Origin of the sequence: Streptomyces sp. NPDC048291, assembly GCF_043201715.1 — a bacterium.
In the GTDB taxonomy this organism is placed as follows: Bacteria; Actinomycetota; Actinomycetes; order Streptomycetales; family Streptomycetaceae; genus Streptomyces.
In genome coordinates this window covers 271,864-288,873 of record NZ_JBICZC010000008.1, presented here as the reverse complement: position 1 = coordinate 288,873, position 17,010 = coordinate 271,864, and the positions used below count along the sequence as shown (strand labels likewise).

14 protein-coding genes are annotated in these 17,010 nt (G+C 71.0%); 4 read left to right on the top strand and 10 right to left on the bottom strand.

Annotated features, from left to right (window positions below):
• Window positions 1-129: 129 nt before the first annotated feature.
• The gene (locus ACGF5O_RS23220; protein ID WP_393811775.1) at window positions 130-492 is read right to left on the bottom strand and encodes an ArsR/SmtB family transcription factor; all 363 of its coding nucleotides are present in this window, start codon (window positions 490-492) and stop codon (window positions 130-132) included.
• A 217-nt stretch (window positions 493-709) separates the two neighbouring features.
• Here ACGF5O_RS23220 and ACGF5O_RS23215 point away from each other — a divergent pair, with 217 nt between their 5' ends.
• Window positions 710-982, top strand: coding sequence for a GlsB/YeaQ/YmgE family stress response membrane protein (locus ACGF5O_RS23215; RefSeq protein WP_393811774.1), 273 nt, complete (start codon window positions 710-712; stop codon window positions 980-982).
• A gap of 260 nt (window positions 983-1,242) precedes the next feature.
• Window positions 1,243-1,926: a hypothetical protein gene (locus ACGF5O_RS23210; RefSeq protein ID WP_393811773.1), complete on the top strand. Its 684-nt coding sequence runs from the start codon at window positions 1,243-1,245 to the stop codon at window positions 1,924-1,926.
• A 22-nt stretch (window positions 1,927-1,948) separates the two neighbouring features.
• On the opposite strand, the gene ACGF5O_RS23205 is transcribed toward ACGF5O_RS23210, so the two are convergent.
• The 9 genes from ACGF5O_RS23205 to ACGF5O_RS23165 form a co-directional block, all read right to left on the bottom strand.
• A complete protein-coding gene (locus ACGF5O_RS23205) occupies window positions 1,949-3,478 on the bottom strand; it encodes an NCS1 family nucleobase:cation symporter-1 (protein ID WP_393811772.1) in 1,530 nt (509 codons plus the stop codon).
• A 129-nt stretch (window positions 3,479-3,607) separates the two neighbouring features.
• A complete protein-coding gene (locus tag ACGF5O_RS23200) occupies window positions 3,608-4,627 on the bottom strand; it encodes a TIGR03842 family LLM class F420-dependent oxidoreductase (protein WP_393811771.1) in 1,020 nt (339 codons plus the stop codon).
• An 11-nt stretch (window positions 4,628-4,638) separates the two neighbouring features.
• Complete coding sequence (gene hydA, locus ACGF5O_RS23195; protein WP_393811770.1) at window positions 4,639-6,042, bottom strand: dihydropyrimidinase; 1,404 nt, start codon at window positions 6,040-6,042, stop codon at window positions 4,639-4,641.
• Window positions 6,043-6,156: 114 nt separating this feature from the next.
• The gene (locus tag ACGF5O_RS23190; protein ID WP_393811769.1) at window positions 6,157-6,999 is read right to left on the bottom strand and encodes a nitrilase-related carbon-nitrogen hydrolase; all 843 of its coding nucleotides are present in this window, start codon (window positions 6,997-6,999) and stop codon (window positions 6,157-6,159) included.
• Window positions 7,000-7,154: 155 nt separating this feature from the next.
• Window positions 7,155-8,735, bottom strand: coding sequence for a PucR family transcriptional regulator (locus tag ACGF5O_RS23185; RefSeq protein WP_393811768.1), 1,581 nt, complete (start codon window positions 8,733-8,735; stop codon window positions 7,155-7,157).
• Window positions 8,736-8,889: 154 nt separating this feature from the next.
• A complete protein-coding gene (locus ACGF5O_RS23180) occupies window positions 8,890-10,173 on the bottom strand; it encodes an aspartate aminotransferase family protein (RefSeq protein WP_393811767.1) in 1,284 nt (427 codons plus the stop codon).
• Window positions 10,170-11,012, bottom strand: coding sequence for a nitrilase-related carbon-nitrogen hydrolase (locus ACGF5O_RS23175; protein ID WP_393811766.1), 843 nt, complete (start codon window positions 11,010-11,012; stop codon window positions 10,170-10,172). The genes ACGF5O_RS23180 and ACGF5O_RS23175 overlap by 4 nt, the downstream gene beginning before the upstream one ends.
• Before the next feature lie 230 nt (window positions 11,013-11,242).
• Window positions 11,243-12,604 (bottom strand): hypothetical protein, encoded by a 1,362-nt coding sequence (locus ACGF5O_RS23170; protein ID WP_393811765.1) that lies wholly within the window; start codon window positions 12,602-12,604, stop codon window positions 11,243-11,245.
• Window positions 12,605-12,747: 143 nt separating this feature from the next.
• Window positions 12,748-12,999 carry a helix-turn-helix domain-containing protein gene (locus ACGF5O_RS23165; RefSeq protein WP_393811764.1) on the bottom strand — a complete coding sequence of 84 codons (252 nt, stop codon included), beginning with the start codon at window positions 12,997-12,999 and terminating at the stop codon, window positions 12,748-12,750.
• Between the two features lie 44 nt (window positions 13,000-13,043).
• On the opposite strand from ACGF5O_RS23165, the gene map reads away from it, so the two are divergent.
• Entirely contained in the window at window positions 13,044-13,823 is a 780-nt protein-coding gene (gene map / locus ACGF5O_RS23160) for a type I methionyl aminopeptidase (protein WP_393811763.1), read from the top strand.
• Between the two features lie 568 nt (window positions 13,824-14,391).
• Window positions 14,392-16,941 (top strand): ATP-dependent Clp protease ATP-binding subunit, encoded by a 2,550-nt coding sequence (locus tag ACGF5O_RS23155; RefSeq protein ID WP_393811762.1) that lies wholly within the window; start codon window positions 14,392-14,394, stop codon window positions 16,939-16,941.
• Window positions 16,942-17,010: the final 69 nt, after the last annotated feature.

The window sequence follows — 17,010 nt, the reverse complement described above, 5'->3', positions numbered from 1 at the left end:
ATTGCGCAATCTAACAAACCCACAGCCCCGACAGCACAAGCCCCACCCGAATTCACAGGTGAGGCATCTCATGAAACCTCGGTGACACACTCGCCGTCCGCCCCCGTACGGCGGCCCGGGTGCGGTCGGTCAGACACCGGCCTCGTACAGCCGCCGCACCGGCACCGAGGCCTGGTGGGAGCGCGCGGTCAACTGCCCGACGGTCACCCGTACGACGGTCACGATGTCCGGATCGTCCACGTAGTAGACCTGCCGCCGGCCCTCCCGGCGGGACCGCACCAGACCGGCCAGCCTGAGCTTGGCCAGGTGCTGGCTGACCGCGGGCAGGGCGCCGCCGACCCGGTCGGCGAGGCGCGTCACGTCGCTCTCGCCCTGGGACAGCGCCCACATGATGTGCAGCCGGGCCGGCGAGGCGAGCAGCCCGAACACCGCCGCCGCCTCCGTCAGCACCCCGTCGGAGGGATCCGTGAAGCCGTCGTCGCTCTCCCCCACAGCCACTCCCTCCCATCACAGTCTCCGCACAGGCGCCCACTCAGTGTAGGCGCACGGTCACCGCCTCCCGTACGGCCTCCCCGCAATGTCCTCCACCTGTTCCCCGCATTGTCATGACCGGGTGACAGATCATCGACGGCTCGGCGTCAGGCGTATCCGGCGGCCACTCCCGTTCATAAGCTTGCGCAACAACGCAACTCACTGGAGGACAACGAACGTGGGCATCATCGGCTGGATCGTCCTGGGTCTCCTCGCCGGAGCCATCGCCAAGGTCCTGCTGCCCGGCCGCGACCCGGGTGGCCTGATCGGCACCACCCTCATCGGCATCGCGGGCGCCTTCGTGGGCGGCTGGCTCTCCTCCCGCTTCCTGGACCGCCCGGTGGAGAAGCACTTCTTCGACCTCTACACGTGGGGCGCCGCGATCGCCGGTTCCCTGGTCCTCCTCGTCGGCTACCGGCTGCTGTTCGGCAACTCGCGCTCGCGCGACTGAGTACCGGACGGGCCCTACGGTGACCCCGGTCACCCTCGGGGACCGGATCCAGTCACGACATTCCGGATGTACAGGGACCGTGGACGCACGACATTCCGGATGTAGGGGGACGGCCCGCGGCACGCTGTCAACAGCGCGCCGGGGACGCCCCACAGGCAAGGCACGGATTCCACTTCCGCCCCACAGGGACTCGTGTGAAACTGGCGTCCCGTCCGCAGTGCGGGCCACTCCGCACACCGTCCCCCAGCGAGAAGTGCGACTTGCGTTCTCTTCCCCTGCCGCTCGCCCTCACCGCGCGCCTGACGCCGGTCGCCGTGCTCGCCTGTGCGGGCTGGGTGATGGCGTCGGGCCCGGACAAGACGACGTCGACCAGCAACTCGGCCGACGCCTCGACCCAGCAGACGGCCGGCCAGTCGGCGGGCGACTCCCCGTCGACGTCCTCCGCCTCCACGACGGCCACCAAGGCGTACTCGGCCGCGCCCGCCCCCTGCGGCAGCATCCCGGTGGCCACCATCAAGTCCCTGGTGCCCGGTGCGAAGACGGCCGGCAAGGAGATCCCCTCCACCGACACCAAGCTGCGCCGCACCTGCTCGTGGAACGCGCTCAAGGGGTACGACTACCGCTGGCTCGACGTCTCCTTCGAGATCATGGACACGGACGCGGCCGCGGCGAAGGAGTACAAGGAGCGGGTCACCGAGAAGAGCGGCGGCGGGGCCGTGCCGGGCCTCGGCGACAACGGCTACTCGGTCGTGAACCTCACCACCGAGGACAAGCAGCAGACCCGCGAGGGCGTGGTGATGGCCCAGGTCTCCAACGCGCTGGTGGTCGTCACCTACAACGGCAGCGACTTCGAGAACAAGAAGGCGCCCAGCACGGACGTGATCAACAAGGGCGCCATCCAGGCGGCGAAGGCCGCGGTGACCGCGCTGAAGGGCAGCCAGTAGCCGGACCGGCTGCCCTCCGTGCTCACGGCTGGAGTGCCTTCGCGGGCCGCACCAGCAGGGTCAGCCCCAGGTACAGCACCAGGGACGTGCCGAGGCCGACCGCCCAGCCGTAGTCGGCGAGCGAGGACAGGGCCGGGATGGGACGGCCGTCGATCAGCGGTTTGAAGCTGGCGCCGCCGACCGCGAGGATGCCGCCGACCAGGAAGGCGACGACCGCCCGCCAGTTCCAGCCGCCGTCGTACCAGTAGCGGCCGCCCGTGCGGTACAGGTCGGTCAGGTCGAGGCGGGTGCGGCGCAGGATCCAGTAGTCGGCGATGAGGATGCCGGCGACCGTGCCGAGCAGACCGCCGACCAGGCCGAGCCAGGTGAAGATGTAGCCCTGCGGGTCGGAGTACAGCTTCCACGGGAAGATCAGCACCGCGAGGACCGAGGTGATCAGCGCGCCGGTGCGGAAACTGATCTTCCGGGGCGCGATGTTGGAGAAGTCGAACGCGGGCGAGACCAGGTTGGCCGCGATGTTCACGGAGAGCGTCGCGACGAGGACGGTGACCAGCGCGTAGAGCAGGCCGACCACGTTGTCCGTCTTCGCGGCCAGCTGGACCGGGTCCCAGATCGGCTGCCCGTAGACGGCCTGCGAGCCGGAGGTCACCAGTACCGACAGGAAGGCGAAGAGGGTCATGGTGGTGGGCAGGCCGAGCGCCTGGCCCCAGGTCTGCGCCTTCTGGCTCTTCCCGTACCGGGTGAAGTCGGGGATGTTCAGCGACAGCGTCGACCAGAAGCCGATCATGCCCATCAGGGACGGCCAGAAGATCTTCCAGAAGCCGCCGCCCCAGCCGAGCTTGGAGGGCTGGTCGAAGAGCGGGCCGAGACCGCCGGCCTTGTTGCTCATCCAGACCAGCATCACGATCGCGCCGACCAGCACGAAGGGGGCGGCCCAGTTCTCGAAGCGGCGGATCGTGTCCATGCCCCGGTAGATGATCGCGACCTGGAGCACCCAGAAGAGCGCGAACGACAGCCACATGGTCCAGGCGTAGCCGCCGATGTGCGAGGCGTTCGCCCAGCTGTCGCCGATCAGCTTGCCGGCCAGGAAGTAGATGGCCTCGCCGCCGATCCAGGTCTGGATGCCGAACCAGCCGCAGGCCACCAACGCCCTGACGACGGCGGGGAGGTTGGCGCCGCGCACGCCGAAGGAGGCGCGGGCGAAGACCGGGAAGGGGATGCCGTACTTGGGTCCGGCGTGCCCGGTGAGCAGCATCGGCACCAGGACGATCAGGTTGGCCAGGGCGATGGTGAACACGGCCTGTTTCCAGTCCATGCCGACCGCGATGAGCCCGGAGGCCAGGGTCCAGGAGGCCGTGTTGTGGGCCATGCCGACCCAGAGCGCGGAGAAGTTGTACGTGGTCCAGGTGCGCTTGGCGACGGGGACCGGCAGGAGGTCCTCGTTGGCGTACGGACCGCTCGGCGGCGGCGAGCCCGGGGAGAGCTCGACGCGCCCGTCGGAGACGGTGACTTGACCGGACGGTGGTATGGCCGTGGGAGCGGTGTCGGTCATGGGCAGGCCAATCAGGTGAGGCGGGACGGGAAAGGCCGTGCGGGCGGGGCGGGGGGGTACGCGTGTGGGGTGCGCCCTGACCCCCTTCCCGGGACGGCGGGAAGGGGGAGACCAACTGCCAGGAGTGGGCTAGCCGTTGACGGCCGGGATGACCTTCGTCCCGTACGCGTCGATGGTGGCCTCCTGGGCGTCGTGCATGTCGTAGACGGCGAACTGGTCGACGCCCAGCTCGCGCAGGGCGTTCAGCTTCTCGATGTGCTTCTCGGCCGGGCCGATGACGCAGAAGCGGTCGACGATCTCGTCGGGCACGAACTCGGTGTCGGGGTTGCCGCTGCGTCCGTGGTGCGAGTAGTCGTAGCCCTGGCGGGCCTTGATGTAGTCGGTGAGTTCGTCGGGTACGGCGGCGGAGTGCTCGCCGTACTTGGCGACCAGGTCGGCGACGTGGTTGCCGACCATGCCGCCGAACCAGCGGCACTGGTCGCGGGCGTGGGCGAGGGCCTCGGGCGAGTCGTCCTCGGTGACGTAGGCGGGGGCGGCGACGCAGATCCTGACCTCGGAGGGGTCGCGTCCGGCGGCGACGGCCGCCTCCTTCACCGCCTTGACCATGTACTCGGTGAGGTAGAGGTCGGAGAGCTGGAGGATGAACCCGTCGGCCTCCTCACCGGTCATCTTCAGGGCCTTCGGGCCGTACGCGGCCATCCAGACGGGGAGTTCGGCGCCCGGCCTGACCCACGGGAACTTGACGACGGTCCCGCCGAGGTCGGCCTCGCCGCCGCTGCCGAGGGCCCGGATGACCTTCATGGCCTCGCTGATCCGGGCGAGGGTGTTGGGCTTGCGGCCGGCCACCCGCATCGCGGAGTCGCCGCGGCCGATGCCGCAGACGGTGCGGTTGCCGAACATGTCGTTGAGGGTGGCGAAGGTGGAGGCGGTGACCTCCCAGGTGCGGGTGCCCGGGTTGGTGACCATCGGCCCGACCGTCAACTTCGTGGTGTTGGCCAGGATCTGACTGTAGATCACGAACGGTTCCTGCCAGAGCACGGCGGAGTCGAAGGTCCAGCCGTAGCGGAAGCCGTTGCGTTCGGCCCGTTTCATCAGGCTGATGACCCGGGAGGCCGGCGGGTCGGTCTGCAGGACGAGTCCGAAGTCCATGGGCGCGTCTCCTAGTTGAGGTACTGACAGGTGGAGCGCGGGGTGTAGACGCCGTGCCCGGCGTGGCCGGTGTACTCCCGCTCGGTGATGACGGGTACGCCGCGCGACAGGACCGTCTCGACCCGGCCGGTGAGCCGCTTGCCCTCGTACGCCGAGTAGTCGACGTTCATGTGGTGGGTCTCGGCGGAGACGATCTGCTCGGCCGCCGGGTCGTAGATGACGACGTCGGCGTCGGCGCCCGGGGTGATGGTGCCCTTCTTCGGGTACATGCCGAACATCCGGGCCGGGGTGGCGCAGGCGATCTCGATCCAGCGGCGGCGCGAGATGTGCCCGTCGACGACGGCCTGGTGCAGCAGGTCCATCCGGTTCTCGACGCCGGGCAGGCCGTTGGGGATCTTCGAGAAGTCGCCGCGGCCGAGCTCCTTCTGGCCGGCGAAGCAGAAGGGGCAGTGGTCGGTGGAGACGACCTGGAGGTCGTTGGTCCTGAGGCCCTGCCAGAGCTTGGCCTGGTGCTCCTTGGGGCGCAGCGGCGTCGAGCACACGTACTTCGAGCCCTCGAAGTCGGGCTCGGCGAGGTTGTCGGTGGAGAGGAAGAGGTACTGCGGGCAGGTCTCGCCGAAGACGGGGAGCCCCTCGTCGCGGGCGCGGGCCAGTTCGGCGACCGCCTCCATCGCGGAGACGTGCACGACGTAGAGGGGCGCGCCCGCGACCTGGGCGAGCTTGATGGCCCGGTGGGTGGCCTCGGCTTCGAGGAGGGCCTTGCGGACCTCCCCGTGGTAGCGGGGGTCGGTCTCGCCGCGCGCCAGCGCCTGTTCCACCAGCACGTCGATGGCGATGCCGTTCTCGGCGTGCATCATGATCAGGCCGCCGTTCTCGGCGGAGCGCTGCATGGCGCGCAGGATCTGGCCGTCGTCGGAGTAGAAGACGCCCGGGTAGGCCATGAACTGCTTGAAGGAGGTCACGCCCTCCTCGACCAGGAGGTCCATCTCCTTGAGCGTCTCCTGGTTCACGTCGGAGACGATCATGTGGAAGCCGTAGTCGATGGCGCAGTTGCCCTCGGCCTTGGCGTGCCAGGTGTCCAGGCCCTCGCGCAGGCTGTGGCCGACGCTCTGCACGGCGAAGTCGACGATGGTGGTCGTACCGCCCCAGGCGGCGGCCCGGGTGCCGGTCTCGAAGGTGTCGGAGGCGAAAGTACCGCCGAACGGCAGCTCCATGTGGGTGTGGGCGTCGACGCCGCCCGGGATGACGTACTTGCCGGTGGCGTCGATGGTGCGTTCGGCGGTGAAGGCCTCGGCGGCGGGGGTGCCGGTCGCCGCGAGGGCGGCGATGCGGCCGTCCTCGATCAGGACGTCGGCGTGGATCTCGTCGGACGCGGTGATGACGAGTCCGCCACGGATTACTGTCCGGCCGGTCATGGGGTCCTCTCCTTCGTGGTCAGGTGCGGGTCCGACGTGGTCAGGTGCGGGTCCGACGTGGCTTGTCGCGCAGTTCCCCGCGCCCCTGAAGGGGCGCTTTCACGAGGGGCGCTGTTACGGCGCCGTCAGCGGGCCGTACGCGTCCGGGCGGCGGTCGCGGAAGAACTGCCAGCGGTCGCGGACCTCGCGGAGCTTGGCCAGATCCAGGTCGCGGACGACGAGTTCGGTCTCCTTGTCGGAGGCGACCTCTCCGGCGAACTGGCCCTCCGGGTCCACGAAGTAGGAGGTGCCGTAGAAGTCGTTGTCGCCCAGCTCCTCCACGCCGACCCGGTTGATCGCGCCGACGAAGTACTCGTTGGCGACGGCCGCCGCCGGCTGCTCCAACTGCCAGAGGTAGCGCGAGAGTCCGCGCGAGGTGGCCGACGGGTTGAAGACGATCTCGGCACCGCCGAGGCCCAACGCCCGCCAGCCCTCCGGGAAGTGGCGGTCGTAGCAGATGTACACGCCGATCTTCCCGACGGCCGTCTCGAAGACGGGCCAGCCCGCGTTCCCCGGGCGGAAGTAGAACTTCTCCCAGAATCCGGGGACCTGGGGGATGTGGTGCTTGCGGTACTTGCCGAGGTACGAGCCGTCGGCGTCGATCACGGCGGCGGTGTTGTAGAGGACGCCGGGCTGCTCCTCCTCGTACACCGGCAGGATCAGGACGAGGCCCAGTTCGCGGGCGAGCGCCTGGAAGCGCTGGACGATCGGGCCGTCCGGGACCTGCTCGGCGTACTCGTAGAAGGCCTTGTCCTGGACCTGGCAGAAGTAGGGTCCGTAGAACAGCTCCTGGAAGCACAGGACCTGCGCGCCCTGCGCGGCCGCGTCGCGGGCGGCCTGCTCGTGGACCTGGATCATCGACTCCTTGTCGCCGGTCCAGGCGGTCTGGAAGAGGGCGGCACGAATCACTCGGCTCATCGGGACCTCCGGTCGCTCGGTGTGCGAGAAGGCTAGAAAGCCCGGAAGTCCTGTTTGAGTTGCATCGTGTCACGTCTGCGGGTGCCCGGCGTGCCACCGTGTCACGCTGCCGATGGCCCATGTTTCACCGCCGTTTTCCCAGTTCGTCGCATGTTTCACTGCTGTTGCGCGTCGTGCGCGAGGAGTGCGATGTGCACGGAGGCCGCCTGCTCGAAGTCGTCGAGGTCGACGCCGAGCCGGGTCTGTATCGCCTCCAGGCGGCGGTACAGCGCGGGGCGGGAGACGTGGTGGAGCTGGGCGGTACGGGACTTGTTGCGGCCGGTGGCGAGGTAGGTGCGCAGGACGCCGAGCAGGTCCTGGTCGGTGCCGTTCCCGCAGAGCAGCCCGTCCAGCTCGCGCTCGGCGAAGGACTGGACGTGCGGGTCGTCGCGCAGCAGCCGGATCAGGCCGCGCAGGTGGACGTCCTTGAGACGGACGACGGCCGGGAGGTCGAGGGCGGCGGCGGTGTCGGCGACCGCGTCGGCGACGTGCTGGGCCTCGCGCAGGCCGGTGGGCACGTCGTCCCAGACGGTACGGGCGCCCGCCGCGGCGACCACCGCCTGCGGCCCCGCCGACTCGCCGTGCAGCCGGGCGGCGAAGTGCGCGGCGAGGGCGTCGGCGTCCTGGTCGCGGGCGAGGCTGAGGAGTACGGCGGTGATGCGCTCGGTGAGTTCGGCGACGAGTCCGGGCAGGCCCAGCAGGCGCAGGATCCGCTCCAGTTGGGCCGGTTCGGCGTCCCGTACGACGAGCGGGACGAAGGTCCGCCGGTTGACGGGCAGACCGGCCGCGCGGGCCCTGGGCAGCAGCTGGCGGGCCGGTACGACCCCGGAGACCAGGTCGGTCAGCAGGCTCTGCGCGGACTGCTCCTCCCAGGTGTGGGCGGAGCCGCCGCCGAGCATGCGGTGCAGGACGAGGGCCTCGGCGCCCCGGTCGGCCAGGAGACGGCCGGTGGCGGTGTCGCCGCGGTAGCCGCAGAGCATGATCTGGCCCCAGCGCTCGCCCCGGCCGCCCAGTTCGGCACGGATCCAGCCGTCGCCGGTGCCGCCGCCGGCCTGGCGCGCGATGCGCTCCCAGTCGCGGAGCACGTCGTCGACCGCCGACCGCTCCCCCGCGGTGGCGAGGACCCGGTGCGCGAGGTTGGTGACGACCACCGGGCAGGCGCTGTGCACGGCGACCTCGTCGAGGAGTCGTTGCAGGGGGGCGCCGGCCGTGATCAGTCCGGTGAGGGCGGTGCGGACGGACTCGGAGAGGCTGACCGCGGCGAACTTCCGCCGCACCAGGCGGGACTGGACCTCCTCGGTCAGTTCGGCGAAGGGGAAGGGGCGGTGCAGGACCACCAGGGGGAGGCCGCAGCGGTCCGCTGCGCGGCGCATGGCGTCGGGCGGGGCGGGGAAGGCACGGCCGAGGCCGAGGACGACCGCGGCGGCCTCGGCCCGGTGCAGGGACTGGATGTACTCGGCCTGCTTGTGCGCGTCGCCGGCGAGCAGGACGCCGGTGGTGAGGACCATCTCGCCGCCGGTGAGCATGACACCGACGTCGGGGGCCTCGGCGACGTGCACCCAGCGGACGGGGCGGTCGAGATGGGCGGAGCCGGCCACCACCTCGGGGTCGCCGGCCAGGACCCGTTCCAGGGCGAGGATCTGACGGACCGACAGTATGGGGTCTGTGGTGTGCGGGGGATCCCAAGTGGCGGTCATCTTGCGTGGTCCCTTGGTCGGGTTCGGTGCGTATGCCGACTGCGGCGCCGTCGTGGCTGGTCGCGCAGTTCCCCGCGCCCCTGAAGGGGCGCTGCCTGAGACCCCTGTCAAGGGGCGCGGGGAACTGCGCGACCAGCCCCCACCGGCCTGGCGCCTAGTAGGCGCTCCTCAGCGCCTGTTCGAGGATGGCCGCGCCCTCCTCCGCCTCGGCCACCGTCAGGGAGAGGGGCGGGGCGATGCGCAGCGCGCTCGTGTTGTGGCCGCCGCCCTTGCCGATCAGGAGGCCGCCCTCGCGGGCCGCTTCCAGGATGGCGGACGCGGACTTGGGGTCGGCCTCGTCCGTGCCGGGCTTGACCAGTTCGATGCCGATCATCAGGCCGCGGCCCCGGACCTCGCGCACGCCGGGCAGCTGGGCGGCGACCGCGCGGAGGCGTTCGATGAGGAGGCCGCCGACGCGGCGGGCGTTGCCCTGGAGGTCGTGTTCCAGGAGGTACGACAGGTTGGCGAGGCCGGCCGCCATGGTGATCTGGGTGCCGCCGAACGTCGAGATGCTGTTGGAGTCCAGGCAGTTCATGATCTCGGAGCGGGCCACCACTCCTCCGATGGAGCTGCCGTTGCCGATGCCCTTGGCGAAGGTGAGGATGTCCGGCGGACCGCTCTGGCCGTGTGCCTGCCAGCCCCAGAAGTGCTCGCCGGTTCGGCCCCAGCCGGTCTGCACCTCGTCGGCGATCCAGAGGATGCCCTGCTCCTGGAGGACCTTGCGGAAGGCCGCGTAGAGCCCGTCGGGCGGGGAGGTGAAGCCGCCGACGCCCTGGATGGGCTCGGCGATCAGCGCGGCCGGCGGGCGGGTGTGGCCGAGGAGGTCGCGCAGGTCGTCGACGCAGGCCGCGATGAAGTCACGGTCGTTCAGCTCGGCGAACGGGCCCCGGGTGCGGACGCCGCCGTGGACGTACAGCGTCTGCAGCGGGGAGAGGGAGGTCGGGGACCAGCCCTTGTTGCCGGTGATGCCGACCGCGCTGAAGGAGCGGCCGTGGTAGCTGTTGCGCATCGCGAGGATGGTGTTGGTGCGCCGGTACGTCGTCGCGAGCAGCAGGGCCGTGTCGTTGGCCTCGGTGCCGGAGGTGGTGAAGAAGACCCGGGCGTCCGGGATGCCGCTCAACTGGGCGATGCGCTCGGCGAGTTCGACCATCGGGCGGTTGAGGTAGAGGGTGGAGGAGTGGATGATCCGCCCTGCCTGCTCGCTCACCGCCTTCGTCACCTCGGGGAGCGCGTGCGCGGTCATCGTGGTGAGGATGCCGCCGAAGAAGTCGAGGTAGCGGTTGCCGTCGGCGTCCCAGACGTGCCGGCCCTCGCCGTGGGTGATCTCCAGGGGCTCGTCGTAGTAGAGAGCCAGCCAGTCGGGCAGCACCTGGCGGTGGCGGGCGAAGAGGTCGTTCACGGCTGTACCAGCCCTTCGTAGGCGTCGGGACGGCGGTCGCGGTAGAAGGCCCACTGCTGCCGCACCTCGTCGATCAGGTCGAAGTCGAGGTCGCGGACGACGAGTTCCTCACCCTTGTCGCTCGCCACCTCCCCCACGAACTGCCCACGCGGATCGACGAAATAGCTCGTCCCGTAGAAATCGTTGTCCCCGTACTCCTCCTGGCCCACCCGGTTGATGGCGGCGACGAAGTACTCGTTGGCGACGGCGGCGGCCGGCTGCTCCAGCTGCCAGAGGTAGGCCGACAGGCCGCGCGAGGTGGCCGACGGGTTGTAGACCAGCTGGGCGCCGTTGAGGCCGAGTTGCCGCCAGCCCTCGGGGAAGTGGCGGTCGTAGCAGATGTACACGCCGACCTTGCCGACGGCGGTGTCGAAGACCGGCCAGCCGGCATTCCCGGGCTTGAAGTAGTACTTCTCCCAGAAGCCCTTGACCTGCGGGATGTGGTGCTTGCGGTACTTGCCGAGGAAGGTGCCGTCCGCGTCGATCACGGCGGCGGTGTTGTAGTAGAAGCCGGACTGCTCGACCTCGAAGACCGGGACGACGATCACCATGCCCGTCTCGCGCGCGAGTTCCTGCATACGACGGGTGGTGGGTCCGTCCGGGACCGGCTCGGCCCAGCGGTAGTGCTCGGGTTCCTGGACCTGGCAGAAGTAGGGGGCGTTGAAGACTTCCTGAAATCCGATGATCTTCGCGCCTCGGCGGGCCGCCTCACGGGCGTGCTCCTCGTGTTTCGCCACCATGGACTCGGTGTCGCCGGTCCAGGTGGCCTGGACCAGAGCGGCGCGTACGACGTTGGCCATGAGCTGCTCCTTCTACGCCCGTAGAGGGTCGAAAGTAGGCGTCCTCGGAGTCCTTGCCAAGACCATCGTCGTTAAGCCGCCGAGTCCATCGCGTTTCGTACCTGGCTGGCGGATGCGGGGGCCGGTTCGTCAGCGCCGTTGGGGCTCGGGAGCGCTTCGGGCCGCGGGTGCGTGAGGGGTTGCTCGCGCAGTTCCCCGCGCCCCTGGAGGGGCGCGTCAGCCCGAGTCGGTCAAGCCGCGAGGCCCGCCACCCGTAGTGCGTGGAGCAGGTCCCAGTGGCGTTGGTCCGAGATGTGCTGGGCCGAGCGGAGGAGGAGGGGGACGAGGCGCTGCGGGTCCGGTTCCGCGCTGTGGGCCGCCTCTTCCGGAGGGCGGACCTGGACGTACGTGTCCAGCAGGGCCCGGGCCTCGCGGTGGCGGCCCTCCGCGTCCAGGGCGAGGACGGCCTCGCCGATCTCCGTGGCGGGGCGGGCGACGCCCTGGCGCAGGATCTGCCGGCCGTCGTCGGTCCGGCCCGCGGCGGTCAGGGCGTCGGCGGCCGCGACGAGCCGGGCGGGCGGGAGCGAGGCCGTCTCCCAGAGCAGCGTGGCCCAGTCGGCACCGAGCCCGGTCCGCTGGAGGGCGTCCGCGACCAGCGGGAACCGGACCGCGGGCCAGTGCGCGATCTCGGCCAGAAGCGCGTGCGCCTCCCCGGTGCGGCCCTCCGCCCGGAGCCGTTGGAGCCGCTCCACGGCCGCCGCCACGGCCTGCCCCGACTCCTCGCCGGACTCCGCCGGCACCGGCTCCGGCCGCGCCGGCGCCTCGACGGCCCCGGCGAAGCGGGCGCCGCGCGGGGTACCGGCGCGGCCGGAGGCGGTGGCGGGCGCGGGCGCCTCCGGTGTCTGCGGTACGACGGTGGGCGCGGACTCGTCCTCCGCCATGCCGGCGAACCGGGCGCTGCCCCGCCGCCGCTTGCGCTGCTTGGCCGGAGCGGGAGCCGGGGGCGAAGCCGGGGCGGGATCCGGAGCCGGGTTCGGGGCGGGGACGGGGACCGGCTCGGGAGTCACGGCGAAGGTCTCGCCCCGCGGGCGCCCGGCGGGCTCGGTCCGGTGCTCCAGTCTTCCGATCCGCGCCTGGAGCTCGGCGCACCGGGCCACCGCCCGCTCGTGGTCGTCGCGGGCCCAGGCGAGGTCGATGTTCAGGGCCTCCGCCGCCTCGCGGGAGTGCGCGGAGTCGAGGGCACGGGCGAGCTGGGCCAGCCGTTCCGCGGCGTAGCGCTGTTCGCGGAGGGTGATGTCGAGGCGGTCGCCCAGGTCCTCGCGGGCACCCGGCCGGGTGTCGTACGCGACGAGCGCCTCCGTGTGCAGTCGGCGGGCCTGCTCGGCCTCGCGCGCGGCGGCCTCGGTGCCGTAGCCGGTCGCAAGGTCCTGGAGCAGCGCGACCACCACGTCCCAGGGCGGTACTTCACGCCCGGCGAGGCAGGCCTGCATACCGTCGGGGTCGCGCTGCCAGAAGACCGCGCACCAGCCGCCGCCCTGATCCAGACGCGCCAGCAGGCCGTTCAGGTAGTTCGCGAACTCCCGCACCCGGCCCGGGAGTTGATCCACAGTCATCGCTCGACTCCCGCCAGACCGGAACACTCCGGCTCCGTAGGCAACACCAGTTGTGTTACGGGGTTGCTACGGGGAGTTTTCGGCGGGCGCGCGAAGCCCTCATTGCCCGATCTTGACCGATGCGCGTCACGCGCCGAGGCGTGTCACACGACGACCAGGGCGCAGCGCTCCACCAGGTCGTCCATCGACAGGCCGAGCGCGCGGGCCAGCGCGGCGACGGTGAAGAAGGCGGGGGTCGGCGCCCGCCCGGTCTCGATCTTGCGGAGGGTCTCGGCCGAGATGCCCGCCTCGGCGGCCACCTCCGTCATGCTCCGGCCGCCGCGCGCCTCGCGCAGCAACCGCCCGAGCCGCTCGCCGCGTTCGCGTTCTTCCGGGGTGAGAGGGGTGCGCACCATGCCACCATTCTAACCCGGTCGAGAAAACCGGTATATTAATTGGCATGGTGGAACTGAAGACAGACACATCGATCGACGCCATGTACGCGTCCGGCCAGGTCGTCGGGCGGGCCCTGACGGCCGTACGAGAGGCCGCCGGCATCGGCGTCTCCCTGCTCGAACTGGACGAGGTGGCGCGGGAGGTGCTGCGCGAGGCGGGGGCCTCCTCCCCCTTCCTCGGGTACCGGCCCTCCTTCGCACCCACTCCGTTCCCCGCCGTCATCTGCGCGTCCGTGAACGACGCGATCGTGCACGGCATCCCGACCGGCTACCGGCTGCGCGACGGCGACCTGGTCTCCATCGACTGCGGCGCGGTACTGGACGGCTGGGCAGGCGACTCGGCGATCAGCTTCACGGTCGGCAGGCCGCGCCCGGCGGACGTACGCCTCGTCGAGACGGCCGAGCGGGCGCTCGCGGCGGGCATCGCCGCGGCGGTCGTCGGCAACCGCATCGGCGACATCGCGCACGCGGTCGGCCGGGTGTGCCGGGACGCCGGCTACGGCATCCCGCAGGACTTCGGCGGCCACGGCATCGGCCGCCGCATGCACGAGGACCCCGGGGTACCGAACGAGGGCCGCCCCGGCCGCGGCCTCCCGCTCCGGCACGGGATGGTGCTCGCGATCGAACCCATGCTGATCGGCGGCGGACGGGACGGCTACCACGCGGCCCACGACGGCTGGACCCTGCGGACGAACGACGGCTCCCGGGCGGCGCACGCGGAGCACACCGTGGCGATCACGGCGGCGGGGCCGCGGATTCTCACGGCCAGGAATTCAGAGAACTGACACAGGTTTTTCCTGTGCTTTTCTTATCTCGATATGCGGGTCGGCATCGCACAAATGAATTCTCCGGAGCGCTGAACAACGGCCACGGTCCCCCCGTACTTCTATCCGTGACGGGCGGACAATCAACCGCCCAATCAGCGAAGGAGTTCTCATGGAAAACGTGCGCATGCGCATCCCGCTCCCCCTGCCCGCGCGGCGCAGGCCGGTGGCTCCGCCGCCTCCGCCCCAGGACCGGCGGCGGCCCCGGCCGAATACCAACGGCCGCTGATCACGTGACATAACGCGCGCCGTAAGCACCGGCCGGATTCCGGGTCCGGCCGGTGCGAAAGCGCGCCTCGGGAAAAGCGCTGATTGTCACGATGAGACGTACCGCGCCATTGCACAGCCGAATTGCTCTGCCGATTTCCCGTCGGCTCGGCCCGTCCCCCGAACTGCTGGACGTGCCCCCCTCCGGCGGGCGTGCGAAGGTGGTGTGACCGGGCCCTGCAGGGGCACCCGCGTGGACCGGCACGTCGACCAGCGAGCGCGTCCCGCCAGGCGCCGGGACGCCGGAACGGAACGATCGCTCATGACCAGCGGCTACCCCGGACCGGACAACTTCGGACAGGATCCCTTCGGAGAGTTCCTCGCCCGCTTCTTCGGCGGCGGCGGAGCCCACCCGGGCCCCCGGCAGATAGACATCGGCAGGCTGCTGAGCCAGCCGGCCAGGGAACTGGTCAAGGGCGCAGCCCAGTACGCCGCCGAGCACGGCAGCCGGGACCTCGACACCGAGCATCTGCTGCGCGCTGCCCTCACGGCGGAGCCCACCCGTTCCCTGCTGAGCAGGTCAGGCGCCGATCCCGACTCGCTGGCCACGGAGATCGACGGCCGCGCGGGCCCCGTCCAGCACCCGCCCGGCGAGGCGCCCCCGCCGACGTCCCTGTCCCTCACCCCGGCCGTGAAACGGGCCCTGCTGGACGCGCACGACCTGGCCCGGGCAGGCGGAGCCGGGTACATCGGCCCCGAGCACGTGCTGGGCGCGCTGGCCGCCAACCCGGACTCGGCCGCCGGGCACATCCTGAACGCCGCCCGGTTCGCCGCCGGCGGCCTGCCCCCGGACACCACGGAGACCGACCGCTCGCTGCCCGGCCCGGACACCCGGCGCCGTACGAGCAGCACGCCGAACCTCGACAAGTACGGCCGGGACCTGACCGAGCTGGCCGGTCAGGGCCGGATCGACCCGGTCATCGGGCGCGACGACGAGATCGAGCAGACCATCGAGGTGCTCTCCCGGCGCGGCAAGAACAACCCGGTACTGATCGGCGACGCCGGTGTCGGCAAGACGGCGATCGTCGAGGGCCTGTCCCAGCGGATCGTCGACGGGGACGTGCCGGACGTGCTGTCGTGCCGCCGGGTGGTCGCCCTCGACCTGTCCGGAGTGGTGGCGGGCACGCGCTTCCGGGGCGACTTCGAGGAGCGGCTCACCAACATCGTGGGCGAGATCCGCGCCCACTCCGACCAACTGGTCGTCTTCATCGACGAGCTGCACACCGTGGTCGGCGCCGGGGGCGGCGGCGAGGGCGGCGCGATGGACGCGGCCAACATCCTCAAGCCCGCGCTGGCCCGCGGCGAGCTGCACATCGTGGGCGCGACCACCCTTGAGGAGTTCCGCAAGATCGAGAAGGACGCGGCGCTGGCCCGCCGGTTCCAGCCGATCCTGGTCCCCGAGCCGACGGTCCCCGACACCATCGAGATCCTGCGCGGCCTGCGCGACCGTTACGAGGCCCACCACCAGGTCCGCTACACCGACGAGGCCCTGGTCGCCGCCGTCGAGCTGTCCGACCGCTACCTCACCGACCGCAGGCTGCCGGACAAGGCGATCGACCTGATCGACCAGGCCGGCGCCCGGGTCCGCCTCGGCGCCCGCACCAAGGGCACCGACGTACGCGCCATGGAGCGCGAGATCGAGCAGCTCACCCGGGACAAGGACCAGGCGGTCGCCGACGAGCAGTACGAGCGTGCCACCCAGCTCCGGGACCGCGTCGGCGAGTTGAAGACCCGCATCACCGAACTCTCCGGCGAGGACGAGGCCGACGAGGGCCAGCACCTGGAGGTGACGGCCGAGGCGATCGCCGAGGTGGTGTCACGCCAGACGGGCATCCCGGTCAGCAGCCTCACCCAGGAGGAGAAGGAGCGGCTGCTCGGCCTGGAGGCCCATCTGCACCAGCGGGTCATCGGCCAGGACGAGGCGGTCGCGGCCGTCTCCGAGGCGGTGATGCGCTCCCGCGCCGGACTGGCGAGCCCGAACCGCCCGATCGGCAGCTTCCTCTTCCTCGGCCCGACCGGCGTCGGCAAGACCGAACTGGCCCGTGCGCTCGCCGAGGTGCTGTTCGGCAGCGAGGACCGGATGGTCCGCCTCGACATGAGCGAGTACCAGGAGCGCCACACCGTCTCCCGCCTGGTGGGCGCCCCGCCCGGCTACGTCGGCCACGAGGAGGCGGGCCAGCTCACCGAGGTCGTCCGCCGCCACCCCTACTCGCTGCTCCTCCTCGACGAGGTGGAGAAGGCCCACCCCGACGTCTTCAACATCCTGCTCCAGGTCCTGGACGACGGCCGCCTGACCGACTCCCAGGGCCGCACGGTGGACTTCACCAACACCGTCATCGTGATGACGAGCAACCTCGGCTCGGACGTGATCACCAGGCAGGGCGCCGGCATCGGCTTCGGTCCGGGCGGCGAGGAGGCGACGGAGGAGGCCCGCCGCGAGCGGGTCCTGCGCCCGCTCCGGGAACACTTCCGCCCGGAGTTCCTCAACCGCATCGACGAGATCGTCGTCTTCCGCCGGCTCACCGGCGACCAGCTGCACCAGATCACCGAACTCCTCCTGGAGCACACCCGCCGCATGCTCCACGCCCAGGGCATCACGGCCCACTTCACGGACGCCGCCGTCGACTGGCTGGCCGAACACGGGCACCAGCCGGAGTACGGCGCCCGCCCACTGCGCCGCACCATCCAACGCGAGGTCGACAACCAGCTGTCACGACTACTCCTGGACGGCACGATCACAGAAGGCAGCACCGTGACGGTGGATGTGCAGGACGCCCACTTGGAGTTCCGCCCAGTGAAAGCGGCCCTCTAGGGGCGCGGGGCTGTATCAATGTGCGGCTGCCGCCGCGTGGGCGCGACCAGCCCCCACGCACCCGCACCC